The organism is Candidatus Poriferisocius sp., assembly GCF_965208355.1.
Lineage (GTDB): Bacteria > Actinomycetota > Acidimicrobiia > Acidimicrobiales > Bin134 > Poriferisocius.
Genome location: NZ_CBDBOM010000003.1, coordinates 2,352,552 through 2,378,241 on the forward strand (window position 1 = coordinate 2,352,552; position 25,690 = coordinate 2,378,241).

General features: G+C 66.1%; 29 protein-coding genes. 13 read left to right on the forward strand and 16 right to left on the reverse strand.

The window, feature by feature from the left end; all coding sequences use genetic code 11:
* Nucleotides 1-48 precede the first annotated feature (48 nt).
* From ACOGXH_RS12305 to ACOGXH_RS12330, 6 genes are all read left to right on the forward strand, one after another.
* Nucleotides 49-360: a hypothetical protein gene (locus ACOGXH_RS12305; RefSeq protein WP_419929379.1), complete on the forward strand. Its 312-nt coding sequence runs from the start codon at nucleotides 49-51 to the stop codon at nucleotides 358-360.
* 129 nt (nucleotides 361-489) lie between these two features.
* The gene (locus ACOGXH_RS12310) at nucleotides 490-1,407 is read left to right on the forward strand and encodes a 3-hydroxybutyryl-CoA dehydrogenase (RefSeq protein ID WP_419929380.1); all 918 of its coding nucleotides are present in this window, start codon (nucleotides 490-492) and stop codon (nucleotides 1,405-1,407) included.
* 8 nt (nucleotides 1,408-1,415) lie between these two features.
* Entirely contained in the window at nucleotides 1,416-1,778 is a 363-nt protein-coding gene (locus ACOGXH_RS12315; RefSeq protein ID WP_419929381.1) for a helix-turn-helix domain-containing protein, read from the forward strand.
* Nucleotides 1,779-1,865: 87 nt separating this feature from the next.
* On the forward strand, nucleotides 1,866-2,036 hold the full coding sequence (locus ACOGXH_RS12320; protein WP_419929382.1) for a hypothetical protein: 171 nt from the start codon (nucleotides 1,866-1,868) through the stop codon (nucleotides 2,034-2,036).
* Nucleotides 2,033-2,575: a thermonuclease family protein gene (locus tag ACOGXH_RS12325; RefSeq protein ID WP_419929383.1), complete on the forward strand. Its 543-nt coding sequence runs from the start codon at nucleotides 2,033-2,035 to the stop codon at nucleotides 2,573-2,575. Before ACOGXH_RS12320 ends, ACOGXH_RS12325 begins: the two co-directional genes overlap by 4 nt.
* A gap of 36 nt (nucleotides 2,576-2,611) precedes the next feature.
* On the forward strand, nucleotides 2,612-3,445 hold the full coding sequence (locus tag ACOGXH_RS12330; protein WP_419929384.1) for a ChbG/HpnK family deacetylase: 834 nt from the start codon (nucleotides 2,612-2,614) through the stop codon (nucleotides 3,443-3,445).
* Nucleotides 3,446-3,452: 7 nt separating this feature from the next.
* Here ACOGXH_RS12330 and ACOGXH_RS12335 read toward each other — a convergent pair whose 3' ends face one another.
* Both ACOGXH_RS12335 and mca read right to left on the reverse strand, forming a co-directional pair.
* The gene (locus tag ACOGXH_RS12335; protein ID WP_419929385.1) at nucleotides 3,453-3,848 is read right to left on the reverse strand and encodes a hypothetical protein; all 396 of its coding nucleotides are present in this window, start codon (nucleotides 3,846-3,848) and stop codon (nucleotides 3,453-3,455) included.
* A gap of 4 nt (nucleotides 3,849-3,852) precedes the next feature.
* The gene (gene mca, locus ACOGXH_RS12340; protein ID WP_419929386.1) at nucleotides 3,853-4,707 is read right to left on the reverse strand and encodes a mycothiol conjugate amidase Mca; all 855 of its coding nucleotides are present in this window, start codon (nucleotides 4,705-4,707) and stop codon (nucleotides 3,853-3,855) included.
* Nucleotides 4,708-4,816: 109 nt separating this feature from the next.
* Here mca and ACOGXH_RS12345 point away from each other — a divergent pair, with 109 nt between their 5' ends.
* A complete protein-coding gene (locus ACOGXH_RS12345; protein ID WP_419929387.1) occupies nucleotides 4,817-5,719 on the forward strand; it encodes an alpha/beta hydrolase in 903 nt (300 codons plus the stop codon).
* 49 nt (nucleotides 5,720-5,768) lie between these two features.
* Here the strand turns inward: ACOGXH_RS12345 and ACOGXH_RS12350 are convergent, their stop codons facing one another.
* Nucleotides 5,769-6,038, reverse strand: coding sequence for a WhiB family transcriptional regulator (locus tag ACOGXH_RS12350; RefSeq protein WP_419929388.1), 270 nt, complete (start codon nucleotides 6,036-6,038; stop codon nucleotides 5,769-5,771).
* A 276-nt stretch (nucleotides 6,039-6,314) separates the two neighbouring features.
* Here ACOGXH_RS12350 and ACOGXH_RS12355 point away from each other — a divergent pair, with 276 nt between their 5' ends.
* Nucleotides 6,315-7,769, forward strand: coding sequence for an MDR family MFS transporter (locus ACOGXH_RS12355; RefSeq protein ID WP_419929389.1), 1,455 nt, complete (start codon nucleotides 6,315-6,317; stop codon nucleotides 7,767-7,769).
* Here ACOGXH_RS12355 and ACOGXH_RS12360 read toward each other — a convergent pair.
* From ACOGXH_RS12360 to ACOGXH_RS12380, 5 genes are read right to left on the reverse strand one after another with little or no spacing between them, the layout of a single operon-like run.
* The gene (locus ACOGXH_RS12360) at nucleotides 7,766-8,761 is read right to left on the reverse strand and encodes a 3-hydroxyacyl-CoA dehydrogenase NAD-binding domain-containing protein (RefSeq protein WP_419929390.1); all 996 of its coding nucleotides are present in this window, start codon (nucleotides 8,759-8,761) and stop codon (nucleotides 7,766-7,768) included. The genes ACOGXH_RS12355 and ACOGXH_RS12360 overlap by 4 nt on opposite strands.
* 14 nt (nucleotides 8,762-8,775) lie before the next feature.
* Nucleotides 8,776-9,531 carry an SDR family NAD(P)-dependent oxidoreductase gene (locus ACOGXH_RS12365; protein WP_419929391.1) on the reverse strand — a complete coding sequence of 252 codons (756 nt, stop codon included), beginning with the start codon at nucleotides 9,529-9,531 and terminating at the stop codon, nucleotides 8,776-8,778.
* Nucleotides 9,528-9,989, reverse strand: coding sequence for a cupin domain-containing protein (locus tag ACOGXH_RS12370; RefSeq protein WP_419929392.1), 462 nt, complete (start codon nucleotides 9,987-9,989; stop codon nucleotides 9,528-9,530). The genes ACOGXH_RS12365 and ACOGXH_RS12370 overlap by 4 nt, the downstream gene beginning before the upstream one ends.
* 2 nt (nucleotides 9,990-9,991) lie before the next feature.
* On the reverse strand, nucleotides 9,992-10,930 hold the full coding sequence (locus ACOGXH_RS12375; protein ID WP_419929393.1) for a zinc-dependent alcohol dehydrogenase: 939 nt from the start codon (nucleotides 10,928-10,930) through the stop codon (nucleotides 9,992-9,994).
* 27 nt (nucleotides 10,931-10,957) lie between these two features.
* Nucleotides 10,958-13,360 carry a CaiB/BaiF CoA transferase family protein gene (locus tag ACOGXH_RS12380; protein WP_419929394.1) on the reverse strand — a complete coding sequence of 801 codons (2,403 nt, stop codon included), beginning with the start codon at nucleotides 13,358-13,360 and terminating at the stop codon, nucleotides 10,958-10,960.
* Between the two features lie 109 nt (nucleotides 13,361-13,469).
* Between ACOGXH_RS12380 and ACOGXH_RS12385 the strand changes: the two genes are divergently transcribed.
* Nucleotides 13,470-14,741: a cytochrome P450 gene (locus ACOGXH_RS12385; RefSeq protein WP_419929395.1), complete on the forward strand. Its 1,272-nt coding sequence runs from the start codon at nucleotides 13,470-13,472 to the stop codon at nucleotides 14,739-14,741.
* Here the strand turns inward: ACOGXH_RS12385 and ACOGXH_RS12390 are convergent.
* Both ACOGXH_RS12390 and ACOGXH_RS12395 read right to left on the reverse strand, forming a co-directional pair.
* Nucleotides 14,727-15,536 carry a phosphotransferase gene (locus ACOGXH_RS12390; protein WP_419929396.1) on the reverse strand — a complete coding sequence of 270 codons (810 nt, stop codon included), beginning with the start codon at nucleotides 15,534-15,536 and terminating at the stop codon, nucleotides 14,727-14,729. The two genes, ACOGXH_RS12385 and ACOGXH_RS12390, sit on opposite strands and share 15 nt — an antisense overlap.
* 44 nt (nucleotides 15,537-15,580) lie before the next feature.
* Nucleotides 15,581-16,114, reverse strand: coding sequence for a GNAT family N-acetyltransferase (locus tag ACOGXH_RS12395; RefSeq protein WP_419929397.1), 534 nt, complete (start codon nucleotides 16,112-16,114; stop codon nucleotides 15,581-15,583).
* 131 nt (nucleotides 16,115-16,245) lie between these two features.
* Between ACOGXH_RS12395 and ACOGXH_RS12400 the strand changes: the two genes are divergently transcribed.
* The gene (locus tag ACOGXH_RS12400; RefSeq protein WP_419929398.1) at nucleotides 16,246-17,154 is read left to right on the forward strand and encodes an exonuclease domain-containing protein; all 909 of its coding nucleotides are present in this window, start codon (nucleotides 16,246-16,248) and stop codon (nucleotides 17,152-17,154) included.
* 22 nt (nucleotides 17,155-17,176) lie between these two features.
* On the opposite strand, the gene ACOGXH_RS12405 is transcribed toward ACOGXH_RS12400, so the two are convergent.
* Both ACOGXH_RS12405 and ACOGXH_RS12410 read right to left on the reverse strand, forming a co-directional pair.
* Nucleotides 17,177-17,440, reverse strand: coding sequence for a type II toxin-antitoxin system RelE family toxin (locus tag ACOGXH_RS12405; RefSeq protein ID WP_419929399.1), 264 nt, complete (start codon nucleotides 17,438-17,440; stop codon nucleotides 17,177-17,179).
* Between the two features lie 9 nt (nucleotides 17,441-17,449).
* A complete protein-coding gene (locus ACOGXH_RS12410) occupies nucleotides 17,450-17,704 on the reverse strand; it encodes a type II toxin-antitoxin system Phd/YefM family antitoxin (RefSeq protein WP_419929400.1) in 255 nt (84 codons plus the stop codon).
* 175 nt (nucleotides 17,705-17,879) lie between these two features.
* Here ACOGXH_RS12410 and ilvE point away from each other — a divergent pair, with 175 nt between their 5' ends.
* Together ilvE and ACOGXH_RS12420 are read left to right on the forward strand one after the other, a co-directional pair.
* Complete coding sequence (gene ilvE / locus ACOGXH_RS12415; RefSeq protein WP_419929401.1) at nucleotides 17,880-18,908, forward strand: branched-chain-amino-acid transaminase; 1,029 nt, start codon at nucleotides 17,880-17,882, stop codon at nucleotides 18,906-18,908.
* Nucleotides 18,909-19,002: 94 nt separating this feature from the next.
* On the forward strand, nucleotides 19,003-20,334 hold the full coding sequence (locus ACOGXH_RS12420) for a cytochrome P450 (protein WP_419929402.1): 1,332 nt from the start codon (nucleotides 19,003-19,005) through the stop codon (nucleotides 20,332-20,334).
* Nucleotides 20,335-20,355: 21 nt separating this feature from the next.
* Here the strand turns inward: ACOGXH_RS12420 and ACOGXH_RS12425 are convergent, their stop codons facing one another.
* Nucleotides 20,356-21,078, reverse strand: a complete 723-nt coding sequence (locus ACOGXH_RS12425; RefSeq protein ID WP_419929403.1) for a PaaI family thioesterase — start codon at nucleotides 21,076-21,078, stop codon at nucleotides 20,356-20,358.
* A gap of 76 nt (nucleotides 21,079-21,154) precedes the next feature.
* Between ACOGXH_RS12425 and ACOGXH_RS12430 the strand changes: the two genes are divergently transcribed.
* Nucleotides 21,155-22,018 carry a MaoC/PaaZ C-terminal domain-containing protein gene (locus tag ACOGXH_RS12430; RefSeq protein WP_419929404.1) on the forward strand — a complete coding sequence of 288 codons (864 nt, stop codon included), beginning with the start codon at nucleotides 21,155-21,157 and terminating at the stop codon, nucleotides 22,016-22,018.
* 42 nt (nucleotides 22,019-22,060) lie between these two features.
* Here the strand turns inward: ACOGXH_RS12430 and ACOGXH_RS12435 are convergent, their stop codons facing one another.
* Genes ACOGXH_RS12435 through ACOGXH_RS12445 form a run of 3 tightly spaced genes read right to left on the reverse strand, consistent with a single transcriptional unit; the run spans nucleotide 22,061 to nucleotide 25,683 of the window.
* Entirely contained in the window at nucleotides 22,061-22,897 is an 837-nt protein-coding gene (locus ACOGXH_RS12435) for an NAD(P)-dependent oxidoreductase (protein WP_419929405.1), read from the reverse strand.
* A gap of 29 nt (nucleotides 22,898-22,926) precedes the next feature.
* Complete coding sequence (locus tag ACOGXH_RS12440) at nucleotides 22,927-24,066, reverse strand: epoxide hydrolase family protein (protein ID WP_419929406.1); 1,140 nt, start codon at nucleotides 24,064-24,066, stop codon at nucleotides 22,927-22,929.
* Between the two features lie 21 nt (nucleotides 24,067-24,087).
* Nucleotides 24,088-25,683 (reverse strand): PQQ-binding-like beta-propeller repeat protein, encoded by a 1,596-nt coding sequence (locus ACOGXH_RS12445; protein WP_419929407.1) that lies wholly within the window; start codon nucleotides 25,681-25,683, stop codon nucleotides 24,088-24,090.
* Between the last annotated feature and the right edge of the window lie 7 nt (nucleotides 25,684-25,690).

Consider the following 25,690-nt stretch of genomic DNA (forward strand, 5'->3'; position numbering starts at 1 on the left):
GTCTTCCTTGAATTGCCAATCAAGCCTTTGCTAAGTAAAGTAAGCAACATGACCGACGTCAAAGAAATCACCGAAGCCGTGCAAGAACAGGTTCTGAGCGCCCTCAAGATGGGCCAGACCGCCATCGTCGAAGGTGTCCGCACCTTTACCGATACGGTCGGCAGCATCACCCCCGAGAGCCTGAAGCTTGATTCCGTGCCCGGCCTTGACTCCCTTCCCGATCCCAAGGAGCTGATGAACGTCAGCTTCGGGTTCGCCCAGGAACTGCTCAACACCCAGAAGGAGTTCGCCCAGAACTTGCTGGCCGCAGCCACCGCCAACGGCGCGGCTCCGGCCCAGCCAATTTCCAAGAAGAGCTGATTCCCCCCTCAGCTCTTTCCTGCAAACGGGGCCGGTCGCTGACCGGCCCCGTTTTATTTTTCTATCGCTTGCGTAGTATCCTGAACAGCCAAGTAGGGGTCGCCAGACTCGGCGAACGGGAGGGAAGCCATGACCACGGGTGAAGACTCCTCCGGCGCACAGCCGCCGCAGGATCTCGAGTCGCCGCTGGAGCCGATCAACAGAGTCGGAGTAATCGGCGGTGGCACCATGGGTTCGGGCATCGCCGAAGTATGTGCCCGGGCTGGCTTGGACACCCTGGTGGTCGAGGTGGACAAGGCGGCCATCGACGCCGCCCGCACGAAGATCGAGCAGTCGATGGAAAAGGCGGTGGCCCGAGAAAAGATGCCCGCCGCCACCCGAGAGCTGGCTTTGGACTCGCTCAGCTTCAGCACCGACTTGGGCGATCTGGCCGACCGAGACCTGGCCATTGAGGCCGTCATCGAGTCGCTGGAAGAGAAACTCTCGGTATTCCGGGCCATGGACAAGGTGATGGCCCCCAACGCCATCTTGGCCACCAACACCTCGTCGATTCCCGTCATTACTTTGGGCTCCATCACCAGCCGGTCGGACATGGTGCTGGGCATGCACTTCTTCAATCCGGCCCCGGTGCAGCCGCTAGTCGAGTTGGTTCGCTCGCTGGGCACCTCTTTGGAGACCATCGACCGGGTCGACCGCTTCGCAGTGGAAGTTCTGGGTAAGCGGGTCATCCGCTGCCGCGACCGGGCCGGATTCGTGGTGAACCGACTGCTGATCCCCTATCTGCTCGAGGCCATACGAATGTTCGACCAGGGCAAGGTGAGCGCAGCCGACATCGACAGCGGAATGATGTACGGCTGCGGCCATCCCATGGGCCCGCTGTCGCTGTGCGACCTCATCGGGCTGGACACCGTCGAGGCGGTGGCCGACGTCCTCTACGAGGAGTTCAAGGGCTCCCACAACGCCCCGCCCCCGCTGTTGCGGCGCATGGTGGCTGCCGGACACTTGGGCCGCAAGACCGGCCGGGGATTCTACGAGTACGACAGCTAGGCCGAACCATGGATCAAACCGCCGTCGATGCTTTTGGCAATTACCTCCGCAGCCAGCGCAAGCTGGCCCAACTTACCCTGCGGGAACTGTCTGATCTGGCCGAGGTGTCCAACCCCTACCTCAGCCAACTGGAGAGGGGCCTGCACCAGCCATCGGTGCGGGTGATCAAGTCGCTGGCCAAGGCGCTGAACTTGTCGGCTGAGACTCTGCTGGCCCAGGCCGCGGGCATCGACGCCGCCAACGGAGACAGCACCGAAGGCGTGTCCGACACCCAGTCCACCATCCGGTCCGACGCCAACCTCACCGACGAGCAGAAGGCAGCACTGCTGGAGGTGTACCGCAGCATGACGGGTGGCCACCAAGGCTCATAGGGGCCAGATTTCCCATATCAGAGGGGCATTCCCAAGAAATTCCCCCTCCAGCGACCAAACTGTCACTCCCACCGGGATACTGGTGGTATGAAGCTACAGCTCACGCTATTGGAGGCGCCGCCAGACTGGCGGATCGATGAGCGCACCAAAGAGATCGGTCGCCGCGGTCTGGCTCAGGCCCGAGCGGCCTTGCAGGGCCGCTCCCCCGCACCCCGGCCGACGCCAACACCCTCCGACGACGTTCCCCGTGCTGCGTGAGGGCGACGGCAGCAGTCGGTGGGCTGCTGATTCTTGCCCTCGCCGGCTGCGCTGCGAATCCCACCAACCCAACCGGCAACTCGTCTGAGCCAGCCGCGGCGATGGTCGGGGCAGCCGCGACCGTGGTGGAAGTAGTCGACGGCGACACTGTGGTTGTGGAGGTGGTCGGGCGTACCGAGCGAGTGCGCCTCATCGGCATCGACACCCCCGAGACAATCGGGGGATTCCTGCCTGCTGAGTGCTTTGGGGAGGAGGCCACCGCCTTTACAAGGTCACTCGTGCCGGAAGGCACCGAGGTTCGGTTGACTCGCGACGCTGAGGCCCGCGACCGCTACGACCGGCTTTTGGCCTACGTGCACCGGGCCGGCGACGGGCTGTTCGTCAACCTCGAGATCGCCGCCCATGGGTACGCCGAGGCCCTGGTCATCGAGCCGAATACCACCCACGCCGATTCCTTCTACGCCGCCGCGGCCAACGCCCGCAACCAGGGGCTGGGCCTGTGGGACGCCTGCGGCAGCGCCGACGTCGTGCTTGAGTAAGCGTCTTTTCCAGTTAGGGGCGGTAGCTTTCCGGTAGTGAGCGAGCTACTGGAACGCCTAGGCGGTAACCCCAACGGCCGGGGCCTGATCATCACTTGCGACAACTTGGGACAGTCCCATGCGGCCAATGCGGGTATCGCCGACTGCCTGGACCTGGGGGTGGCCACCGCCGCCAGCTTGATGGTGCCGTGCCCGTGGGCCCGGGATGCCGCCGAACGCTTCGCCCACACTCCCGTCGGGGTCAACCTCACCCTCAACGCCGAGTTCGACAACTACCGATGGGGTCCGATCACCCAGGCGCCGTCGCTGCTGGACGGCGACGGCGGCTTCCCCCGGACCCCTTCCGACTCGTGGGAGCACAGCGACCTTGATGAGGTCCACCGGGAGTGCCGGGCCCAAATCGAGCGGGCCAGCCAGTGGGGCAGCGACCTGACCCATCTGAGCCCGCACTTGGACACTCTGCTGATGCGCCCCGAATTCTTCGACGTGTACTTGGAGCTGGCGGTGGAGATGGCGCTGCCCATGCGCCTGGGGGGAGGCGACCAAGAGCGCCGGTCCGGCTTTCCGTTTCGCCGATTGGCCGCCGACGCCGGTGTGCTGGCCCCCGACCACTTGGTGCAGATCCGCGGCCGACCCGCCCGGCGCACCCTGGAGGACGCGCTGGAGAACCTGGCCCCGGGGGTGACCGAGCTGGTGGTGTCCCCGGCCATCGACACCCCCGAGCTGCGGGAGATGGACCCGGGCTGGCTCAGCAGAGTGGAGCAGTACCTGTTGGTGGCTCACGACCCGGGGCTGCGCACCGCGGTAGAGCGCTCCGATGCCCGGATGCTGAGCTACGCCGACCTACGCGATGCGCAGCGCCAGGGCTGAGCCTTAGCTAGAAGTCAGTGTGCTCGGCCAGAGCCGTCCGGAAGTCGTCGTACTCGGCTGAGTCCAGCAGCGGGCGCAGGCCGAAAACCCAGCGGGCATAGTCCCCCTCCAGCTTCATCCTGCCGGTCATGTAGGCCAAGTCGGGGTGGTCGCCGCCGGAAATCTCGGCTCGGGCGTCTGCGTACTTGTAGACGATGTTGACGTCGGCATCGGCCAACTTGCCCGAGCCCATTTCCGCCAGTCGGCCGTCGCTGATGACCGCGTGGTAGCGGACCTTCCCATCGGGCGCTCCACCCACTTCGAAGTTGGCCGAACAGTCCACCCCCGGCCGCTCCGGCCACCCCGATGCCGCCTCCAGGTTCAACCCGAACCACTCATCGCTGAGGTACCGGGCCCGCTCCATCGGCCTAGGCGATCCCCGCGAACAGGTCGGTTTCGGGCAGGTCAGTGTCCACCAGGGTGCGGGCCAGAACGTAGTCCTCCCACGGGTAGGCATCGGCCATGTGGTGATCAGGCAGGCCGAACCAGAACTTGGAGTCGGGATCGACCTGGGTGCGATGGGCCAGCAGCGCCTTGGACCGGCGGTCGAAGAACTCGGCGCACTGGATGCGGGTGGTGATGATGTCGTCGTTGGAGGGCCGGCTGAACCACCGCTCGTCATAGGGCGACTCCAGGTCCAGCTCCCCGAACTTCTCGTGCAGAGCGGTGATCCGGTTCCGCGACCAGGTCACGTAGTACAACTTCAACACCTGCCACGGCTCCCCGGCATCGGGATAGGCATCGGGGTCGGCGGCGGCATCAAATGCCGGTCCGCTGATCTCGGCCACCCGGAGATGGTCGGGGTGGCGGTAGCCCTGCTGGTCCTCCCCGTAGGTCACCACCACATGGGGGCGCTCGGTCCGGATGATGGCCACCAGACGCCCGACGGCTTCCTCTAGAGGGGCTTGGGCGAAGCTGCGGGAATCGGCGTTGGCATCGCTCTTGGCCATACCGGAATCGCGATAGCCCAGCCAGTGGACGCTGCGATAGCCGAGCACGTCGGCGGCCTCCACCAGCTCTTCCCGGCGAACCTGGTTGAGATTCTCCCGGATCTCGGGGCGGTCCATGGCCGGATTCAAGATGTCGCCCTCCTCCCCGCCGGTGCAGCACACCAAAGAGGCCGCCACCCCCTGGTCCACGTACATAGCCACCGTCGCCGACCCCTTGGACGCCTCGTCATCGGGGTGGGCGTGGATGGTTAGCATTCGGAGGTCGCCGGTCATCGCCCGCTTAGGCTACCGCCGCCCCGGTCCCGCCAAGAACCCGAACCCGGCAACCCTCAGTGGGTTTCCGAGTCCCTTGGGGTACCAGGGCAAGGGTTAGTCTCCGGGAATGCCAAGCCCAGAATTCGAAGCGGTGCGGTCCATGCTGGCGTCCGCACCAAAGCCAGACCCCTCCGAGACCCCCGCCGAGCGCCGAGCCCGCCTGGACGCCAACGCCGCGAACACACCGCTGGCCGACGGGGTGGTCAAAGAGAGCGTGGAGATTTCCGGAGTGCCCGGCGCCGCTTGGCTTCGTCCCGAGTCTCGCGATCCCGACGGCTTGCCGGCGCTGCTTTTCTTCCACGGCGGGGGCTATCGGGTGGGATCGATCATCTCTCATCAGGGCTTCGGATCCCATTTGGCCTCACTGATCCCGGCCCGGGTGCTGATGATCGACTACCGACTGGCCCCGGAGAACCCCTTCCCCGCTGCCGTCGACGACTGTGTGGCCGCCTACCGCTGGATGCTGGACACCGGGATCGACCCCGCCCGTATCGCTTACATCGGAGACTCCGCCGGAGGCGGACTGGTGGGCGCCGTCATGCTCGGGGCCCGCAACCAGGGGTTGGCGCTTCCCGCCGCCGGTGTCTGCCTGTCGCCCTGGGTCGATCTGACCAACTCCTCGACCAGCCACGCCGAACGCGACGAGCTGGATGTGATGTTCGGCCACGACGACGCGGTGACCGCGGCCAGCTGGTATTTGGACGGCCAAGACCCCCGAGACCCGTTGGCCTCACCGCTCTTCGGCGACCTAGAGGGACTGCCCCCAATGCTGGTGCACGCCGGCGACCACGAAGTGCTGTTGGACGATGCCACCGGATTCGCCGCGGCGCTGGAGTCGGCCGGCGTCGAAGTGGATCTCCGCATATGGCCGGGGATGATCCACGACTTCCAGATCATGTACCCCAACTATCCCGAGGCGATTGAGGGAACCGAGGCCATTGCGGCCTTTGTCCGACGCGTCGTGGGATGAGGGCGTTGGCGGTGCCGGTTGCATCCGGCACCGGGTTTGTGCGGTTGGCTCAGGCCGATTCCCGCTCGGTGCGGTGGCGCCGCAGACCGATGACCGGAGTTGAGGGGGCAAAGCCCGCCTCAGCCCGCTCGATCTCCGACTCGCCGCCCCAGAAACCGAGCTCGCGCTGGTCGCGGGCCCAACTCCGGCACGCCCGAATCACCACACACTCACCGCAGATGCGACGGGCTGCATTCTCCCGCCGCTCCCGAGCCGACGGGCGTTCGCCGGCCGGGGGGAAGAACAGCTCGCTCTTCCCTTTGCAGTTCGCATTTTCCATCCACCAAGGACGAGGCTCCATTGCCATCTCCACCCATTGCCTCCCGTACGAGTCCGGGGGCCTTTCTCCGTTTGGCTATTACTTCAGCAACCAAATTTCCCAGCAATCGCTTAGATATTTGCTTGCTTTCCAGACAAAAAGTTAGACGCTCGAATAGCGCTCGTCACGATATCCTATATGAATAGTTTTGATAAATCTATCTCTATAAGTGATAGTAGTCCGGCAGGGAGCGGCAACCTGCCCAAACGCCAAGTACTGGTCATCATACTCACCCTGATGCTGGCCCAGATGATGGCGGCCATAGAGGGGACCGTGGTGTCCACCGCGCTGCCCACCATCATTGGAGACCTGGGTCGGCGGGACCTCTACACCTGGGTGTTCACCTCCTATTTCATCGCCTCCACTTCGACCACGCCGCTGTGGGGCAAGCTCTCGGACCTGTGGGGCCGCAAAGGCCTATACCAGGCCGCCATCGTGATCTTCATGGCCGGCTCGGTGCTGGCCGGGGTGTCGGGCAGCATGACCACGCTGATTGTGTTCCGGGCCATCCAGGGGCTGGGCGCCGGCGGGCTGTTCACGCTGTCTATGGCCATACTGGCCGATGTGCTGTCGCCCCGGGAGCGGGGTCGGTATCAGGGATACATGGGCGGGATCTTCGCTCTGGCCACCATCCTGGGACCGCTGGCCGGTGGCCTGCTGGTGGACTACGCCCACTGGCGATGGGTCTTCTTCATGGTGCTGCCGCTCGGCGGGGTCTCTCTGGTGATGTCGGTCACCCATCTCGAGTTGGCCTTCACCCGCCGGGAGGCCCGGGTGGACTACACCGGTGCGGGACTGCTGCTGGTGTGGGTGGTCGCCATCATCCTGGCCATGGAGCTGGGGGGCGACTCTTGGGAGTGGGCGTCGGCCCCTTCGATTGGACTGCTGGCGGTGGGAGCCGGCGGTGTGGTCCTCTTCGTTGCCCAGCAGCGGCGGACAACCGAGGCCATCTTGCCGCCCCGCCTGTTCCGGCTGCGGCTGTTCAACATCTCTTGTGCGATCCAATTCATCGCCGGTGCGGCCATGCTCAGCGCAGGGATCTTCGGGCCGCTCTTCCTCCAAGTGGTCACCGATGTCAACGCCACCCGGTCGGGACTGCTGCTGATACCCATGATGTTGGGGATGTTGGTTACCTCGGTAAGCGCCGGGCAGGTTCTCACCCGCACCGGGCGCTACAAGGCAGTGCCCATCGTGGGAACTGGGGTGCTCACGCTGGGGGTGTGGCTGATGTCCACCCTGACCCCCGAGACGTCCACGTTGACGGCCATGGCCTTTCTGTTCACGATGGGCTGCGGTGTGGGGGCCATCATGCAGGTGCTGTTGGTGGCGGTCCAGAACATCGTTCCCCATGACGACCTGGGGGCGGCCACGTCGGCGTCCAATTTCTTCCGCTCCCTGGGTCAGACTTTCGGGTCCGCGGTGATGGGGGTCATGTTCACCGCCAGGCTCGACCACTATCTCCCCCGGCTGGTGCCCGGTGGTGATCAACTCGACATCGAGACCCTCATCGCGGTGCCCACTCAAATTCACGCCATCGAGTCGGCGGCGGTGCGCAATGGCATCGTGGAGTCTTTCGCCAGCGCCATTGCCGACGTCTATTGGTGGGGCATCCCGGTGACGGCAATGGCTGTGATCTTGGCCGTGCTGGTGCCCGAATATCGCCTCCGGGAGAAGGCCGCTATCGGGAACTAGTCGTGGCTGGCTGTTCCGCGGGCCCGCTGGATGCGGGCATCTCTTTCGGTGATCAATCGGCCGGCACCGATTCCGGTTTCGCTCAGCGCTCGCATCACTCCCAGCAGGCTTTGGTCGCGCTGGCGCTCCAACTCAGCCACCGTGCGCCCGGCCGCCTGGGCCTCGGTGCCCGAGGCCATGGCCTCAATGAGCTCCTCGGTGAGCTCGGGGGCCTCCATGTGGGTCCAGGGCAGATCCAGCGCTGGGCCGAACTGGCTCAGCATGTGGCGCATCCCGCCGTCGCCCCCGGCCAGATGGAAGGTCAGATTGGTGCCCATGGCCGCCCAGCGAAGGCCGGGACCGTACACCACGGCGTCGTCCAGCTCGGCGGTGGTGGCCACCCCGTCGTTCACTAGGTGCAGCACCTCGCGCCACAGCGCCTCTTGGAGGCGGTCGGAGAGGTAGCCCTCGATCTCGTTTCGCACGATGAGGGGGTGCATGACCAAGTCGTCGTAGTGCTCCACTGCGGCAGCCACCGCGACGGGACCCGTGGCCTGACCGGCCACCACCTCCACCAGAGGCAGCAGATAAACCGGGTTGAACGGGTGGCCGATGAGCAGCCGTTCGGGGTGGGCGCAACCCTCGGCCAAGCGGGTGGGCAAGAGCCCCGACGAGCTGCTGGCGATCACCGTGTGGGGCGGGGCAGCAGCATCCAAGCGGCGCAGCAGGGATCGCTTGAGCTCTTCGTCTTCAGGGGCGCTCTCCTGCACCCAGTCGGCCGATGCCGCCACCTCCTCGGGAGATTCGGCCCACTGCACCCGGCCGGGATCGGCCCCCGGAAACAGGCCCAGTTCTGTGGCCGCCGGCCAGGCTCGTTCAATTGCTTGCCGCAGCCGGTCCTCGGCACCGTCGGCCGGATCCCAGGCCACCACGTTGTACCCCCGGGCCAGCACCCGCACCGCCCACCCCGAGCCGATGACCCCGGTGCCCGCCAGCCCAATGGTCCTTGACATCTGGTCCTCGCCGGTCACCAAGTGGGATTGGTGAGGATGCCGCCGTCCACCACCAGATCGGCGCCGGTGATCCATCGGGCTAGGTCGGAGCACAAGAACACGCAGGCGTCCCCGACGTCTTCGGGGGCTCCCATCCGCCCGAGCGGAACGGCGGCCATCCAGCGCTGCACCCCCTCGGGCCAGTCGTCGGCCAAACCCGGGCGGTCGATCAGCCCCGGAGACACCGAGTTGACCCTGATGCCATGTGGCCCCCACGCCAGCGCCGCCGCCTTGGCGTGCATCACCAGCCCGGCCTTGGAGGTGGCGTAGTGGCCGTGGACTGGAGTGGGGTGGCGGGCCTCGATGGAGGCGATGTGGACAATCGACCCGCCGGTCCCCTGGTCCGCCATGGCCGATGCCGCCGCCTGGGTCAGCCGGTGTACCGCGGTCAGGTTGGTGTCGATCATCTCGGCCCACTGCTGGTCGTCGAGATCGGTGAACGGGGCCACCGGCTGGATGCCGGCGTTGTTGACCAGGGCGTCGATACGGCCGTGATGCTTGTTGGCTGCCTCCATCACCGCAGCCGGTCCGTCTTCGGCAGTGAGGTCGGCCCACACTTCGGTGACCTGTCCCCCGATCTGATCTATCGGCGACGACCGCGTGTGGGCCACCACCGAGGCCCCGGCCGCCGCCATGCGCCGTCCGATGCCCGCACCGATCCCTCCGCCCGCGCCAGTGACCACCACCACCTTGCCGGTGAGATCAAGCAGCTCAGCGGGCGATGCCGTCACGGCCTCACCAACCCGGCAATCTCCGCGGCCGCCGACGGGTACTGGCTAGTGAGTTCGTCGCCGTCGCCCAGCTCGAACCCATCGTGGTGATACGGCGGCGCCATGGTTGTCCCCATCAGCGACCACTCGCCCCTAGTCGAAGCCCCCATCCAGGTATGAGCTGGCACCACAACACAAGGCCGCTCCCCCGCCGCCAAGTCATCACCCAGTACCGGCTGCTCCACCGAGCCATCGGGGCTGAGCAGCAGCATCTCCACCGCCGCCCCCGCATAGTGATGCCACAGCTCCGGCCCATCCAGCCGATGCATGGCCGAGAAGTCCCCCGGCTGGAGCAAGAAGTAGATGGCGGTGCTCTGCTTATCCCGCCAAACCTCACGCCACATCCCCCCTTCCTCCGGCAGCGGCGCCAACCCCAGCATCGCCACTACTTCTTCTCCTGTCATCCCCCCGCCCGACATCGCTAGGGCTCTAGGACGACTTTGATGGCGCCGGCGGCGCGGTCGGCGGCGGCGGCGAAGGCCTCGGCGGGGGCGTCGAGGGGAAAGCGGTGGGTGATGACTGCGTCGGGGAGCTCTGGGAGTTGGGCCAGGGCGGCAGCGGCCACGTCCATGTCTCGGGTGGGGCCGGAGCGGCCGTACATGGAGGAGGGCACCACGGTGATCTCCTTCATGCTCAGCTCTATGCCGGGCATCTCAACTGGGTCCCAGTAGGACCCGAGGATGACGATTTTTCCGCCGGGGCGGCACTTCTTGGCCGCATCGGCCAGAGCCGAGGCGGTACCAGCAGCCTCTACCACGATGTCGTAGGGCTCATCGGTGAGCGGGGCCGACCCCAGGCGCTCGGCGGCCTCCTTTTGGGCGTCGTGGCGAGCAGAGATGGCCACCTCGCATCCGGCCAGGCGAGCCACGCCGAGCGCCGTCTGGCCAATCGGGCCGCCACCGATGACGGCCACCCGCATGTCGCCCCGCAACCCGGCCAAGCGGAAGCCGTGTACCGCGATGCCCAGCGGCTCCACTAGGCAGGCATCCCGGGCATCCACTCCAGCGGGCAACCGCACAATGGCCTCGGGCCACATGAGCACCTCGTCGGCCATTCCCCCGTCACGGGATATGCCGGCGATGTCGGTCAGGGTGACCGGGCAGCGGTTGTAGTCGCCGGCCAGGCAGATCTCGCAGGTGCCGCAGCCGTGGATGGGCTCGATGGCCACCGGGCTGCCGTCCTCCAGCCAGCCGGCGAACTCATGGCCGATGGTGAAGGTGTTGAGCATTCCCAGCTCCAGCATGTGCAGATCGGAGCCGCACACTCCCGCCGAGGCCATCTTGATCCTCACTCCGTCGCCCTCAGGAGGGGCCACCTCCACGGTGGTGGGCCGACCGTCGACGCATCGCACTGCTCTCATGGCTTCATCCTCTCACCGGGCGGATGCTCACAGGCCCTTGGGGCGGGTGCCGATAACGCCATCAGCCTCTAGCGCGGCGATCTTGTCAGCCGACACGCCCAGCTCGGCCAATATCTCGTGGTTGTGCTGGCCCAGGGTGGGCGAGGGGGAGGTGATCCAGCGGTCCACCGAGGCGAACCGGTAGGGCATCCCCGGCATGGGGTGGGTTCCCACCGCGGGGTGCTCGACCATCTCGAAAAGGCCCCGATGGGCGTGCTGGGGGTTCTCGTTCTGGAGACGGGGATCCCACGCCGGGGCGGCAGGAACGCCAGCGTCCACCAGCCGGGCCACGGCATCGTCGAGGTCCTGCTCGGCGGCCCAGGCGTACAGCCCCTCGTCTATGGCGTCGTGGCTCTCCCGACGACCGGCGTCGGTGGCGTACTCCGGCCGGTTGGCCCAATCCGGCGACCCGAGCACCTCCACCAGCGCCTGCCACTGCTCATCGGTGGCCACAGCCAGCGCCAGCCACTGCTCATGGCCCCGGCAGGGGTAGAGCCCCTGGGGGGCGGCGTAAGGACTCCGGTTGCCGGCCCGCTCCATCACGTTGCCATAGGCGGTGTACTCCACGATCTGCTCAGCCGAGCAGTTGAGGGCGGCCTCCACCATGGTGGACTCCACGAACACTCCCTGGCCGGTGCGCTCCCGCACGGCCAAGCCCAATATCGCGGCGTAGGCGCCGTGCATCCCGGCGATGGGGTCGCATGGGCCTCGCATAATGCGGGGCTGGTCGTAGAGATGGCCGGTGACCCAGGCCATGCCGGTGAGCTGCTCCATGGTCTGGGCAAACCCCACCCGATCCCGCCACGGCCCGCTCAGGCCGAACGCGGGCATCCGGGTGAACACTGCCCTCGGGTTGCGGGCCGAGACGGCCTCCCAGCTCAGGCCCCACTTCTCCACCACCCGGGGGGAGAAGTTCTCGATTATCACATCAGCTTCCTCGATGAGCCGCCACAAAAGGTCCATGCCCGCCTCGGTGTCCAAGTCCAACGTCAGGTCCCGCTTGTTGGGGTTGATGGCCACGAACATCGAGCTCCACTCCCACCAGTCCTCGGTGCCGAACATGAACCCGGTCATTCGCATGCCGTCGGGGTAGCCGGTGGACTCGATGTGGATCACATCGGCGCCCAGCATGGCTAGCGTGCCGGTGGCCGACGGCCCGGCCCACCAACTGGTGAGGTCCAACACCTTTACCCCGGCCAAGGGCAGATCGTGGGAGCCGTCAGCAGCCGACGGCTCCGGCCGGGGGCGGGCTTCGATTGTGCCGGTGTGCTCGCCCAATCTTGGAGCAGGCGTGGCGGGCCTGCGCTCGCCGCCGCCGTCCATCAAGTAGGGCGACCGGGGCTGGAGGAACCCACCGGGGTTGCGCACGAACACCCCTCTGGCCGCGAACTGCTCGTTGTCGAGCACGCTGCGCCCGTCGTTCACTTCGGCCACCGGCACCCGCAGATCGGAGGCGGCCTTGATGATCTCGGCCACGGTGTGGCGGGAGGTCCACGGATGGACCATGGCATTCCACTCGTCCAAGCGGCCGGCCCGCTCCCCGATTTGGCTCCACTCGGTGTCGATCAGGTCGGGGCGCTCGATCATCAGCACGAAGCCCTGGTATTGCAGGGCAGTGTTGGTGTTGAACCCCACCCAGCCGTCGAGGGCGGGCTCGATGGAGGGTGCCTCCACCGACCGGGCCACCCGGTCGAAGTCAGAACCGCCGCCTCGCATGGAATTGGCCAGATCGCTGAACGTGGTGGCGGCGATGCCCATCACGTCGGCCACCGCCAGGTCGATGTGCTCGCCGCGGCCGGTGCGCCGGGCCCGCAATAGCGCCGACAGGATCGCAGGCCCGGCGTAGGCCCCCGCGGTCCACTCGGCGATACCTCCTCCGGCGTGGATCGGGGGCTGGTCGGGCCTTCCCCGACAGGCGATGGCCCCGCACTGGGCCTGCACGGTGTATTCGGTGGACGGGTGGGAAACCAGCGGCCCGTCTTGGCCATAAGGAGTCACCGATAACACCACCAGATGGGGATGGCGCTCGGCCCAGGCTTTGCCCAGGCCCGATCCGGCGGGGAACGACTCCACCACCGCATCGGCGGTAGCCACCAGCTCCTCGATTTCGGGGTCGCCGGGCGCACCGACAATGCCCCGTTTGGAGGCGTTCAACAGTTGGAACAGCGCGCTGTCGCCCTCGAATTCGGCCCGGGTGGCCGACCAGCGGCGCACCGGGTCGCCCTCCGGGCCCTCCACCTTGATCACATCAGCCCCGGCGTCAGCCAGCAGCTTGGTGACATAGGGGCCGGGCACGCCGGTCGAGAAGTCCACCACCCGGATGCCGTCCAGGATCGAGGCCTGCGTGTGGATGCCGTTGCTCGCACTCCCGCCGTTGTTCCCCGCCGTCATCGCTGGCTCACTGGTTTCCGGTCAGTCCGCACCCCGGTATCTTGTCGCATCAGAAGTTCCCGTACACTGGCCGACAGTCGCCAAACGATTGCAGCAAAGGACGGCCGTCGTGAAGCTCACCGAAGTCAACCTGCTAGACCCCGACCGATTCGTGCGACAAGAGCACCATGAGATGTTCAGGGTGCTGCGCGAACAAGCCCCCGTCTTCTTGCACCAGGATCCCAACGGACCGGCGTTTTGGAACGTGGTCAAACACGACGATCTGGTGGAGGTGAACCGCGACACCGAGCGCTTCTCCTCTGAGATTGGCGGCACTTCGATTCCCGACCCGGGCACCAGAGAAAACGGCGGGCCCGACTCCCGGGGCGTGATGATGCTCACCACCGATCCCCCCAAGCACACCCGCTACCGGCGGCTGGTGAACAAAGGCTTCACCCCCCGCATGATCGGCCTGATCGAGCAATACCTGCGGCACCGGGCCATCCTCATTGTCGACAACGTGATCGAAAAAGGCGAGGCCGACTTCGTGGTGGATCTGGCCTCTGAGCTCCCGCTCCAGGCCATCGCCGAAATCATGGGCGTGCCCCAGGAAGACCGCATGATGCTGTTCGACTGGTCCAACCGCTTGATCGGCGTCGACGATCCCGAGTACGCCGGCGGCGCCGAAGACGGCGTGGCGGCTGGTGCCGAGCTTTACGCCTACACCAATCAGCTGGCCAAGGACCGGGCGGAAAACCCCCGCGACGACATCGTCACCAAGCTCATCAATGCCGAGATCGACGGCGACCGGCTGAGCGAGCTGGAGTTCGACATGTTCATGCTGCTGCTCACCGTGGCCGGCAACGAGACCACCCGCAACGCCACCGCCCAAGGAATGCTGGCGCTGATGGACCATCCCGAGCAGTTCGAGATCATGAAGGACTCCCCCGACGGGGTGACCGACACCCACATCGACGAGCTCTTGCGGTGGTCCACCCCGGTGCTGCACTTCCGCCGCACCGCAACCGAGGACACCGAGATCAGGGACCAGCACATCGACGAAGGCGACAAGATCGTCATCTGGCACATTTCGGCCAACCGGGACGAAGAGGTGTTCGAAGACCCGTTCACCTTCGACGTGAACCGCACCCCCAACGAGCAGATCGCCTTCGGAGGCGGCGGGGCCCACTATTGCCTGGGTGCCAACCTGGCCAAGATGGAGCTGCGCCTCATCTTCCAGGAGATCATCGAGCGCATGCCCGACATCCACCGCGTGGGCGAGCCCGAGTGGCTGCGCTCCAACTTCATCGGCGGCGTCAAACACCTGCCCGTCGCCTGGACCCCCGGCTCCAAGGTCAACCCCGGCGCCGCGCCCGACCAAAACCTCTCAACCCTGGTCTAGACAGCCAGCGAATACGGCCTCTTGGATGAGGGGGCGGAGTTGTTGAGCGGCTTGGAGTTGGCGGGAGAGGACGTCGAGGGTGCCCTCACGTTCCAAACGGATGAAGGCGGGGATTCCGGAGCCGGATTTGCGGGCCATGCTGCTGTGGCACCCGGCGATGACCTCGCAGATCATCTCGGATAGCTGCTGGGCCTCAGAGGGGGCTGGGCGGTAGCCGCGCACGAGGGCGGTGATGCGAGTGCTCCGGTCGGGCGGAGCCGGCCAATTTTGGAGCCAGGGGTCGTCGTCACCGCAGATGGGGGCAAACTGCCACAGGGCATGGCCGAGGTCCCATATCGCCGGGGCGATCCAGATTCCGTCCCAATCGATGAACGCCACGGCCCGCCCGTCCCCGAAGACGGTGTTGCGGGGGGCGATGTCGCCGTGGCAGACGATGTCACCCTCGGCGACAGCCTGGGGGCCCTCTTCGAAGCCAGCCGTTGGAGCAAAACCCCTCACGGTGTCGTGATACTCGCGCAGTAACAGGCCCACCGACTCCAGAGCCTCAGCATCGAGCTTCCACGCCTCGGCTTCGTCTGGCACCCACCCCTCAATCCACGTCAGCCTCACTGCGCCATCAGGCTCAGAGCCGACCACCTGGGGAGCACCTTGAAAGCCGCACTCTTCCAAATACGCGAGAAGCTGCCTCATCGACTCGGAGTTGGCAGTGGCTGGCCGAAGCACCTCGTCGCCGACCCGGATGAATTCGGTCACCTTCCCGGCGACCATCTCCCCTTCACCAGAGCCACCACCCACACCACAAGGCTAACGGGGCAGGCCCAAGTGCCATTTTCTGGCGGTCAATTCCCCGGCAGTCGGCTCCACATCACGACGTCGGGTTGGTCGTCCTTCATCTTCTGCCAAGCCCGCAGCACGCCTTCACGCTGAAAGCCGCAACGTTCGGCCACCCGTTGGGACCCCGGATTGTCGACATGGGTCACCAGATGAACCCGGGCCATGCCATGCTCGGAGAACGCCCAGTCGGTAATCAGGTTGAGGGCTTCGGAGGTGATTCCTTGGCCCCTATGCCGTCGGTTGAGCCAATAAAATGCCTCCCCCCGCCGGAACTGGGGTTCCAGAAAGATGCCAATCTGACCGATGCAGCGATCCGATGGAGGCAGAGTGATCGCGAATGCGAATATTCCCTGCTCCCTCTGAGCCAGCCGTCGCTCTATCCACTCGCGAGCCTGCGCCTCAGACATGGCTTCCGGCATCATCGTGAATCGGGGAATCTCCGGGTCCTGGCACGACTCAGCGACGTCAGCCGCGTCCTCAACTCGAAACGGTCGCAAGAGCACCCGCTCCCCGGCAATCGCGGTTGACGGAACAGCCACAGCTCCCAGTCTCCCAGAGGGTTAAGCCGACAAATCCCTCAATTTGGCAGTGCGCCCAAATCCGTAGCTTTCGCAGCTCGGCCTCGCGCCGGGCCGGGTGAGTGCGGTTCTATACTGCGACAGGGGGTGTAATGGCCGACTTGACATCGAATCGGGTTGTGCTGGGCTATGAGACGACGGGATTCGGCGGCGACGGCCACTTAGTGGAGATTGCCTGCGTATCTATATCGCCTGAAGGCCAGGTCCTCGAAGAGTGGGACACTCTGGTGAATCCCGAGAGCGGCCCCGGCCCTGAGAGCCTGCACGGGATCACCCCGTCATTGCTGGAAGGCGCCCCTGCTTTCAGTTCAGTATCCGGCGATGTCGCCGCTCGCTTGGACGGGGCGGTCCCGGTGGCCCACAACCTGTCGGTATGTATGGGGGTGCTTGTCCGGGAGTTTGACCGGTTGGGGGCCTATGTGGACCCCGGGTCCGGGGTTTGTACGTTCGAACTGTGCGGGACTTCCCTCACGGCCGCGGCGCAAACGCACGGCATCGCAGCTGGCGGCGATCGCGGTGCTCTGCAACACGCCCGCATCGCAGCTGAGCTATACCGGCGGCTAGCCGAGGACTCCCGGCCGGTCGAGCCCGCCTATGTCGCCTTGAGCATCGGCATCGGCCCGCCGGGAGCCCCGACCAAGCGCAGGGATACCGACACGGTCCGCTCGGGCGGGCTGTGGACCATCGGCGACCAGGTGAGCTGGCCCCGCGAACACCAAGACGAATCAGCGGTGTATTTGGACTGTCTGGACCGCATGCTCGACAACTTGGAGATCGGCAGCGCCGAGCAGCGGTTCTTGGACGAGGCCGCCCGCGACCTCGGGATCTCCTTGGCTCAACGCCAGCGCCTGCACGCCGCCTACACCCAGTCAGTCAAAGACATGATCGTGGCCGACCGAGTGGTGACCCAAGCCCAGCGTGACCGTCTCGAGACCGTCGCCCAAGCCCTCGGCTGTGAAATAGACCTACCCGACATCACTGACCCGGCACCGCCCGGGTGACCAAGATGCTGCTCGGCATCGGTTAGTGCGGGCGGTATACGTATCGGCGGTGTTGAACTCGGTGGATCACCACCACCATCTCGTCTTGCAGGATTTCGTAGACGATGCGGTAGTCGCCGCGGCGGGCGGATCGTAGGCCCTCAAGTTCGTCCATCAGCGGTTTGCCAACCCTCTGGGGATTCTCAGCCATCGAGCCGAAGATGGTGGCGAGGGCGGCATCTCGAACCTTGCTGGGCAAGCGGTCAAGATGCCGCAGGCCCGAGGGCGTGATCTTGACCTCGTACACGGGGCCGCTTCAGATGTGATCGCGCAATGGCAGGAGTTTTCCCTCAGCCACTTCTTGAAGCGACTCGCGGAGCGACTCGACCAGTTCGGTGTCGCTCAAGATATCCAGAGTCTCCTCTAGGGACTCGAGTTCGTCGGGACTCATGAGGACGAAAGAGGGCCGGCCGTTGCGGGTTACCAAGATGCGGTCGTGCTGGGATTCCACCCGGTCGGCCAACTCAGATAGATGAGCTTTGACCTCGGAAAACGGGATCGTGTCTGCCATCGAGGCGAGTATAGGTCAAAATTATGACCTATTCACGCAATTTCCCGCCGGTGCATCCTTCGATTGTGCAGTACAACCCAAACCGTTGCATTCGCGGCGCTCACTGATTTGGGATTATTCGTCAAACTTCGGGACGGTCGGGCTATACCATCCTCCTGCCCGAAGGAGAGTCTGTATGACCGCCAAGCCCGACCCCCTCACCGTCCCATTCGGGACCGTTTTCTGCGACTGGATGACGACGGCCCGGTCCGACGGCGGTCCCTTTGCATACCGCGGCTCGCCCGAGCCGTTCGGCGACTTGAGTTTCAGCCCGGCCGCACACGTGTTGCACTACGGAAGCTCCGTTTTCGAGGGATTGAAGGCCCATCGCCAAATCGACGGGTCGGTGGCCATCTTCCGGCTGGACACCCATGTCGCCCGCATGGTCACCAGCGCGGCCTGCCTGCGGCTGCCCGAGGTCGACCCCGCCCTCCTGCGCCAAATGATCATCGACGCGGTCGAGGCCAACGCCGACGAGGTCCCCGACCCGCCCGGTTCGCTCTACCTGCGCCCGACGCTGGTGGGCACCGGGGCTGACATCGGCGCGGCGGCCCATCCCGCTCCCTCTGCACTGCTGTTCGTGGTCAACTCGCCGGTGGGCGACTACTTCAAGGGGGGCATCCGACCCCTCACACTGCAAGTGGAGTCTGCTACCCCGCGCACTGTGCCCCAGTTCGGCATGGTGAAGTGCAGCGCCAACTACGCCATGGCCCTAGGGGCCACGCTCGACGCGATGGCCGCCAATGAGGCCATCGACCAGGTGCTGTTCGCCACCGGTGGCGACATCACCGAGACCGGGGCCTCGAACTTCTTCCTGGCCGACGACGAGCGCATCGTCACCCGGCACCTCGACGATTCATTCCTACACGGCGTGACCCGGGACTCGGTGATCCAGCTTGCCCGCCACCTTGGCTACGACGTGGAGGAACGGGCCATCGACCCCGAGGAGCTCGTTGACTGGGCTGAGCGGGGCGAGGCCTTCTTGTCAGGCACGGCCGCCGGCGTCGCCCCGGTGGGCACCGTCATCTACTCGGGCAAGACCATCACCATCGGAACCGGCCAACCAGGACCCAACACCTTGCGCCTGCGCCAAGCCCTTACCGACGCCCAAACCGGGGCCGCCTCCGATCCCTTCAGCTGGCGTACCCCGGTGGGAAGCCGGTAGTCGACTGCGGCCTAGACGAATACCGCGCTCGGTTGGCCACTACAGTCAGGGTTACATCACGTTATTGAGAGATAGCCGAACAGAGGTTGCTTCTATGACTGCCGTGCCAACCGAATCGGAAGCCGCAAGCGGCACCTTCACCAAGCCGCCGCCCGCGACTGAGGCCGACCCCCACAACCCGCTCCACAACGCCTTCTGGAGGCGGGACCGCCGGTTGGTGGAAGAGGACCTGAAGCAGGTGTGCGCTCGGCCTCTTACCTTCTATCCAGGATTCGAATTCACCGGCGACCTCGAAAGTGTGCGGACGCCCGGTGCCTGGTACGTCACCCGGCACGCCTCGATCCTCGAGATGTCCCGCAACCCGCAGGTTTTCTCCTCGTCGTCCGGGGTTACAATCAACGACTTCCCGCCGGAGTTCAACGAGTACTTCAACTCCATCATCGCCATGGACGACCCCCGCCACGCCCGGCTGAGAAAGATCGTGTCAGCCGGCTTCACCCCCCGTATGCTCGACCGGCTAGAAAGCTCGATAATCGACCAGGCCAGGTTGATCGTGGACGAAGTGTGCGAGCGGGGCGAGTGCGACTTCGTCACCGACGTGGCGGCCCGGCTGCCGCTGCGGATCGTGTGCGATCTCATGGGGATCCCCGCCTCCGAGCATGACTTCGTTTTCGACCAGACGAACGTGATCTTGGGGGCGGCCGACGACGAGTACGTGCCCGAGTTCGGCGACTTCGTCACCGCCATCCTCATGGCCGGCGAAGCTCTGTCCAACCTGATGGATGAGGTGGCCGAATCGAAGGTGGGAGTCGACACCGGAGATCTGACCAGCGTTCTCGTCAATGCCGAAGTCGACGGAGAGAGGCTCACGCGGGCCGAGTTGGCCAGTTTCTTCGTCTTGCTCGTGGTGGCTGGCAACGAGACCACCCGGAACTCCACGAGCTGGGGGCTGGTGTACCTCACCGACCATCCCGACCAGCGCAAGATCTGGACCGACGACTTCGAGGGCGTGGCCGCCAGCGCGGTGGAGGAGATTGTAAGGTTCGCCAGCCCGGTTACCTACATGCGCCGCACCGCTCTGTGCGACACGGAACTGGAGGGCCAGAAGATCGACGAGGGTGACATGGTGGCAATGAGCTACATCTGCGCCAACCGGGACACCTCGGTGTTCAACGACCCGCAAACGTTCAACGTGCTGCGTGACCCGAATCCCCATATCGGCTTCGGCGGTCCGGGGCCGCATTTCTGTCTCGGCGCCCACCTGGCCCGCAGGCAAATCAAGGTGATATTCCACGAGCTCTTCACCCGCATCGGAGACATCCGCGCCACCGGCGAGCCGGAGCCGCTGTCGTCGGCCTTTATTCACGGCATCAAGCACCTGCCTGCGGAATTCACCCCGTCGAAGCCGGTGGGGGCATCGGCCTAGAGCCGTCGGCGCCGGGCCGTCCTAGTCGGCGGCCTCTTCAGCACTTGGCTCCCGCGCTTGGGCGAGCTGGTTCAGCGTCTCCCGGTCGAGGTGGCGGAACACCCCCTCGGCCAGCGCGGTGACCTGTCCGTCTTGCAGCGCGTGGCCCTTGACCTCGGTGATGGTGCCGTCGAAGGACTCCACCCACCCCTCGAACACGGTCTCCACATTGAGCAGCGTGGGACGCCGATAGCGCACCGAAAGCATCATGGTGGGGCCACTGGCATCTCGGGTGGAGCAGGCGCTGGTAAACACCATGTCGAACGCCGCGGCGATCGCCGCCCCGTGGACGCAACCGGGGGGTCCCTCATACACGGTGGTGAATACCGCCCGGCCCCGGGTCTTGGGGGGGTCGGTGTCCATGTGAACCGTCATTTCCACCGGTAACGCCGCGGGATTGCAGATGCCGGTCACATAGTCGAACGGCGCCCGCTTGTGGGTTATGGGCGGGCCTTCCATTTCATGTCCGCCGGGGCCGTATCGGGGCGGAGGGTCGGCAGGCACATGGGCCTCGATGCGGTCGGCCAGAGCGTTGGCCTCGTCGGCCAGCGCGGCGGTGTCGGCGGGCGAGGCGGTGTTGGTGACGGTGGCGGCCACCAGCCGTCGAACCGCGTCGGCCAGCGCCCGCAGCTCCCGCTCCCGGCCGGCCACCGCCGGATGGTCGATGGCCTGGAACGGGCCGCCTGGCTGATTGATATGGGCCACGACGCCAACGGTATGTTTTGAGCACCGTCACGGCGCAACCAGGCGCCCAAGAACCCCAACCCCGTTAGGAGCCCCCATGCCCCTCGACCCAACTGCCGTCGGAGCCGAGAGCGAACCGAGCACCTCGAGCTGGAAGTCGAAAGATGCCCTCCTCTATTCCTTGGGCGTTGGCGCCGGGATGTCCGACCCCACCGGGTTCGAACTGGAGTTCACCACCGAGAACACCAACGACGTGGAGCAGAGGGCCCTGCCCACCATGTGCGTGGTCCTGGGCAGCGGCTTGGGCGGCGCCAACAGCCCGTTGGCCAAGATCGGCACCTACAACCCGGCGCTGCTGGTGCATGGCGAGCAGGGGTTTACCCTCCACAAGCCGCTGCCGGTGGAGGCCACGGTCAGCTCGGTGAGCCGCGTCTCCGGCATCTACGACAAGGGCAAGGCCGCCCTGGTGGTGTTGGAGAGCGAGGCCACCGACACCGCCGACGGTAAGCCGCTGTTCACCAACGTCACCTCGCTGTTCATCCGGGGCGAAGGGGGCTGGGGCGGCGACCGGGGTCCGGCCAGCCCGCCGAAGGTGCCCGAGCGCGACGCCGACCACGTGGTCACCTACCACACCCGCTCCGACCAGGCCCTGCTCTATCGGCTCAACGGCGACCGCAACCCGCTTCACTCCGATCCGTCGTTCGCCGCTGCCGGCGGATTCGACACCCCCATCTTGCACGGCTTGTGCACCTATGGCTTCACCGGTCGGGCCCTGCTGCACACCCTGTGCGACAGCGATCCGGCTCGTTTCAAGTCGATGAACGGCCGGTTCTCCTCGCCGGTGCTGCCGGGCGAGACCCTCGACGTACACATCTGGGACGAGGGCGGCGGATCGGCCCGGTTCCAGACCCGGGTGGGCGACCGGGTGGTGCTCGACGCCGGAACCGTCACCTTCGAGTAGGCGCCGGGCCGCTGGCCCGGTTACCTGACAGCCTCGTCTCGGCTACTCGCCGAAGGCAGCGTCGATGTTGCGGTCGACCAATGCGGTGATGGGCAGGTCGACGCCCAGCTCCTCGCCTAAAGCCAGCGCGCCTCCGAGGTCTTTGTGGGCGATCTGGGCGAAGCTGCCGCCCATCGCCGGAGGTGGATAGACAATCGGCCGGGTGAACATCCCCAGGTGGGGACCGATATTGCGGTCGGAATAGGTCACGATGTCGGCAAACGCCTTCAAGTCCACGTCGGCGGCCGCGGCCAGTGCGATGGCCTCGTAGGCCACGGCAAATTCGACGTAGGTGATGAGGTTGCGGGCCACTTTGGCCTTCAGTGCGGAACCCAGGGGACCGACGTTGACCACCATGCCGCCGTAGCGCTCGAAGTGGGGGCGACCTTGCTCGGTGTGGGCTTCATCGCCCCCGCAGAACACCACAAGGTCCCGGACGCGAGCCGAAGAAGTGCCGCCGGTGACCGGTGCGTCGATCAGCGCCACCCCTGCTTCGGCGGCCTCGGCGGCCAGCTCGATCACGGTGGCGGGAAAAACGGTGGAGTGGACGGCCACCAGCGCGCCCGACTCGGCCGCCCCGGCGATGGCCCCGTCGTCGCCGGCGCACACATGGCGCACCTGGGCGTCGTCGATCACCACCACCGCCACCAGGTCTACTTGGCGGGCCAGCTCTCCCACCGAGGCGGCCGGAATACCGCCCAGATCGGCGAACCGGTCCATGGCCTCGGCGGATATGTCGTAGCCCACCACGGTCACCTCATCGTCCCATTGGCCGGTGAGCACGCCCTCCGCAATGGCGCCGCCCATGTCCCCCAGTCCGATGATTCCCAGTCGTGTCATGGCTATGGTCTCTTTCTGCTCAAGGGTTGTCAGCGAAGCGGCCGGAAGAAGGCCCGCACCTCTTCCACCAGCGCATCGGGGTTTTCCAGGGCGGGGAAGTGGCCGCCGTCGTCAACCTCGGTCCACCGGGTGATGTTGTAGTAGGGCTCGGCCAGCTCTCGGGGCGGGCGGTTCTTCTCGTTGAACACCGCCACCCCGGTGGGCACGGTGATCCTCGGCGGCTGGTTGAACGCCGAGCCGACCCCGAAGCTCTCGTAGTACATGCGCATCGACGGGCCGATGGTGGCGGTGGCCCAGTAGATGGTGAGCAGGGTGCATAGCTCGTCGAGGGTGTAGCGCCGGGCCAAGTCCCGGCCACCGGGGCCGTCGATGTCGCTCCACCGCCACCACTTCTCGATGATCCAAGCGGCCAGACCGGCGGGCGAGTCGGTGAGGCCCACCGCCGCGGTCTGCGGTTTGGTGCGCTGGAGGTGGACGTAACCCCACTCCCGGTCGCGGTACTGCTTGACGCCCTCCCACCACTGGCGCTGCTCATCGGTGAGGGCGTCCTCGTCGATGGGCGGGGCCACCATGTTGAGGTGGATGCCGACCATGCGATCGGCGTGCATGGCCCCCAGCCCGGCACTGACAGCTGATCCCCAGTCGCCCCCTTGGGCACCGAACCGCTGGTAGCCGAGGGCGGCCATGAGCTCGGCCCACATGTCGGCCACCTTGGCCGACGACACCCCTGGCTGGGTCGGCGGGGAAGAGAACCCGTATCCGGGCAGCGACGGAGCCACCACATGAAAGGCGTCGGCCGGGTCGCCGCCGTGGGCTGCGGGATCGCTGAGCGGGCCGACCACCTTGTGCATCTCCCAAAAGCAGCTGGGCCAGCCGTGGGTGATGACCAGCGGCAGCGGGCTAGGACCCCTGCCCTCGACGTGGATGAAGTGAACGTCGAGCCCGTCGATGCGCTGGGTGAACTGGGGCAGCTCATTGAGCGCGGCCTCGTGATCCCGCCAGTCGTAGTCGTGGCGCCAGTGGCGGCACAGCTCGGCGATGTAGTCAGTGTCCGATCCGTACTCCCACCCCACTCCGTCCAGGGTCTGCGGCCACCGAGTGGCGTCCAGGCGCCGGTGCAGGTCGTCGATCACCTCGTCGGGCACGGCAATCCGGAACGGCTCAGCCACGGCGTCAGGATATGCGAGCGCTCAACGGTCGCCGATGGCGTAGAAGCCGCCGACGCGGTCGGCCACATAGATGACGCCGTTCCACACCGCGGGGGTGGCCTCCACACAGCCGCCCAGCGACATGCGCCACAGCTCGGGCGGTTCAACCGAGGGGAGCGAGATGTCGTAGGCGTAGATGTTGCCCGCGCAGTCGCTTTGCATAAGCACGTCGTCGATCACCACCGGTGATGACCACACCGGCCCGTTCAGCCGCTTGAACCACACGACCTCGCCGGTCTCTCGGCTCAGCCCGTAGAGGAAGCCGGCGTTGGTGGGCACGTACACCATCTCTTCGGTCAGCGCCGGCGTGGCCCACACACCATCGATCGCCGCGTTGCGGAGGTCTGTCCCCCAAACCAGGGGATCCTCGGCCAAAGGATCGAGCTTGAGCATCTGGCCCAACTCCTGGCTGCGGGCATTGCCCCGCTCGTACTCCACACCCACGTACAAGAAGCCCTCGCCGTCGGCCACCACGGTGGCGTCCACGTCGTCGCCCGCCCAGTAGCGGAACACCCGCTCGGGCACCTGCCCATCGGCCACCCCGGAGATGTCCCAGCCCTGCACCAGGCCCCCGGAGTTGGCGAAATAAAGGGTGTTGCCCACCACGGTCATCCCCGCCTCAATGGACACGTTGCCGTCGGTCACCACGTTGAGCAGCTCGTCGTCCCAGCCGGGGTTGGAGAACACCACTTCGGGATCGACGGTCACCAGGCCGTCGGGGCCAAAGCCGCGGTTCAGCTTGATGATGAAGAAGTGGCTGTTCTCCCCGCCCTGGAACAGGTAGTCGTCCAGCACCAGGGAGGCGCCGTCCCAATCGTCGTTCCACAGCACCGGCGACACTTCGTTGGCGTGCATAGACCACAGCTGGGTCGGCTCCTCCCGGTCGAAGGCAATGATCCGGTATTCGTTGTCGCGCGCTCCGAAGTACACCAGGGGATAGCCGTCGGGATCGACGGTGACCGAACCCTTGACGAGATCGCCCACCACGAACTCGGGGAGCAGCTGCTCGCCGGTGGCGGCGTCCAGGAAGTGCACCCCCGGGGTGTAGGTGCCCGCAATCACCCAGGTGCGCTCATCCCACTCGATCACCGCCGGCTGGCCGGTCCACCCCGCGCCGCACCACAAGGTGGTGCCCGCTTCCCAAGTGGTAAGCGAGCACAGATCCCGCTCGTCGCTTCCGGTGAACCGCCATAGAACCTCCGGCGCCTGCGGAGCTGGACCGGTGCCGTAGAAGGTGCGGGTGGGATTGCCCCGGAAGGTGAGCAACCCGGGCATACCGCTGGACGGCTGGAAGGCGGTGGCCGGATCGACCCATCCGGGATAGGGCGTGGGCGTGGGTACCGGCGTGGGCGTGGGGATCGGTGCCTCGGTGGGAGTGATTTCTCCGGTGGGCGTGGGTTCGGGCGAAGGGGGCGCCGTGAACGTGGGAGTCGAGACGGGCGGCGCCTGGATCGGTGCGGGCGAGGTGGTGAGCACGGGATCCTCTTCGACGAAGAACTGCCGATCCACCACCACGGCCAAGACTCCGACGGCGGCGGCGATCACCGCGATCACAGCCCATGCTTTCCACTGACGCACTTGCACT

What these genes read in the sequence shown, in the direction of transcription:
- ACOGXH_RS12410 (WP_419929400.1), bottom strand. Translation starts at nt 17,704, where the DNA reads ATGGCAGACACGATCCCGTTTTCCGAGGTCAAAGCTCATCTATCTGAG.
- ACOGXH_RS12430 (WP_419929404.1), top strand. Translation starts at nt 21,155, where the DNA reads ATGCCCCTCGACCCAACTGCCGTCGGAGCCGAGAGCGAACCGAGCACC.
- mca (WP_419929386.1), bottom strand. Translation starts at nt 4,707, where the DNA reads ATGACCGGCGACCTCCGAATGCTAACCATCCACGCCCACCCCGATGAC.
- ACOGXH_RS12380 (WP_419929394.1), bottom strand. Translation starts at nt 13,360, where the DNA reads ATGACGGCGGGGAACAACGGCGGGAGTGCGAGCAACGGCATCCACACG.
- ACOGXH_RS12320 (WP_419929382.1), top strand. Translation starts at nt 1,866, where the DNA reads ATGAAGCTACAGCTCACGCTATTGGAGGCGCCGCCAGACTGGCGGATC.
- ACOGXH_RS12345 (WP_419929387.1), top strand. Translation starts at nt 4,817, where the DNA reads ATGCCAAGCCCAGAATTCGAAGCGGTGCGGTCCATGCTGGCGTCCGCA.
- ACOGXH_RS12375 (WP_419929393.1), bottom strand. Translation starts at nt 10,930, where the DNA reads ATGAGAGCAGTGCGATGCGTCGACGGTCGGCCCACCACCGTGGAGGTG.
- ACOGXH_RS12360 (WP_419929390.1), bottom strand. Translation starts at nt 8,761, where the DNA reads ATGTCAAGGACCATTGGGCTGGCGGGCACCGGGGTCATCGGCTCGGGG.
- ACOGXH_RS12335 (WP_419929385.1), bottom strand. Translation starts at nt 3,848, where the DNA reads ATGGAGCGGGCCCGGTACCTCAGCGATGAGTGGTTCGGGTTGAACCTG.
- ACOGXH_RS12305 (WP_419929379.1), top strand. Translation starts at nt 49, where the DNA reads ATGACCGACGTCAAAGAAATCACCGAAGCCGTGCAAGAACAGGTTCTG.
- ACOGXH_RS12355 (WP_419929389.1), top strand. Translation starts at nt 6,315, where the DNA reads ATGCTGGCCCAGATGATGGCGGCCATAGAGGGGACCGTGGTGTCCACC.
- ACOGXH_RS12400 (WP_419929398.1), top strand. Translation starts at nt 16,246, where the DNA reads ATGGCCGACTTGACATCGAATCGGGTTGTGCTGGGCTATGAGACGACG.
- ACOGXH_RS12350 (WP_419929388.1), bottom strand. Translation starts at nt 6,038, where the DNA reads ATGGAAAATGCGAACTGCAAAGGGAAGAGCGAGCTGTTCTTCCCCCCG.
- ACOGXH_RS12435 (WP_419929405.1), bottom strand. Translation starts at nt 22,897, where the DNA reads ATGACACGACTGGGAATCATCGGACTGGGGGACATGGGCGGCGCCATT.
- ilvE (WP_419929401.1), top strand. Translation starts at nt 17,880, where the DNA reads ATGACCGCCAAGCCCGACCCCCTCACCGTCCCATTCGGGACCGTTTTC.
- ACOGXH_RS12310 (WP_419929380.1), top strand. Translation starts at nt 490, where the DNA reads ATGACCACGGGTGAAGACTCCTCCGGCGCACAGCCGCCGCAGGATCTC.
- ACOGXH_RS12420 (WP_419929402.1), top strand. Translation starts at nt 19,003, where the DNA reads ATGACTGCCGTGCCAACCGAATCGGAAGCCGCAAGCGGCACCTTCACC.
- ACOGXH_RS12315 (WP_419929381.1), top strand. Translation starts at nt 1,416, where the DNA reads ATGGATCAAACCGCCGTCGATGCTTTTGGCAATTACCTCCGCAGCCAG.
- ACOGXH_RS12370 (WP_419929392.1), bottom strand. Translation starts at nt 9,989, where the DNA reads ATGTCGGGCGGGGGGATGACAGGAGAAGAAGTAGTGGCGATGCTGGGG.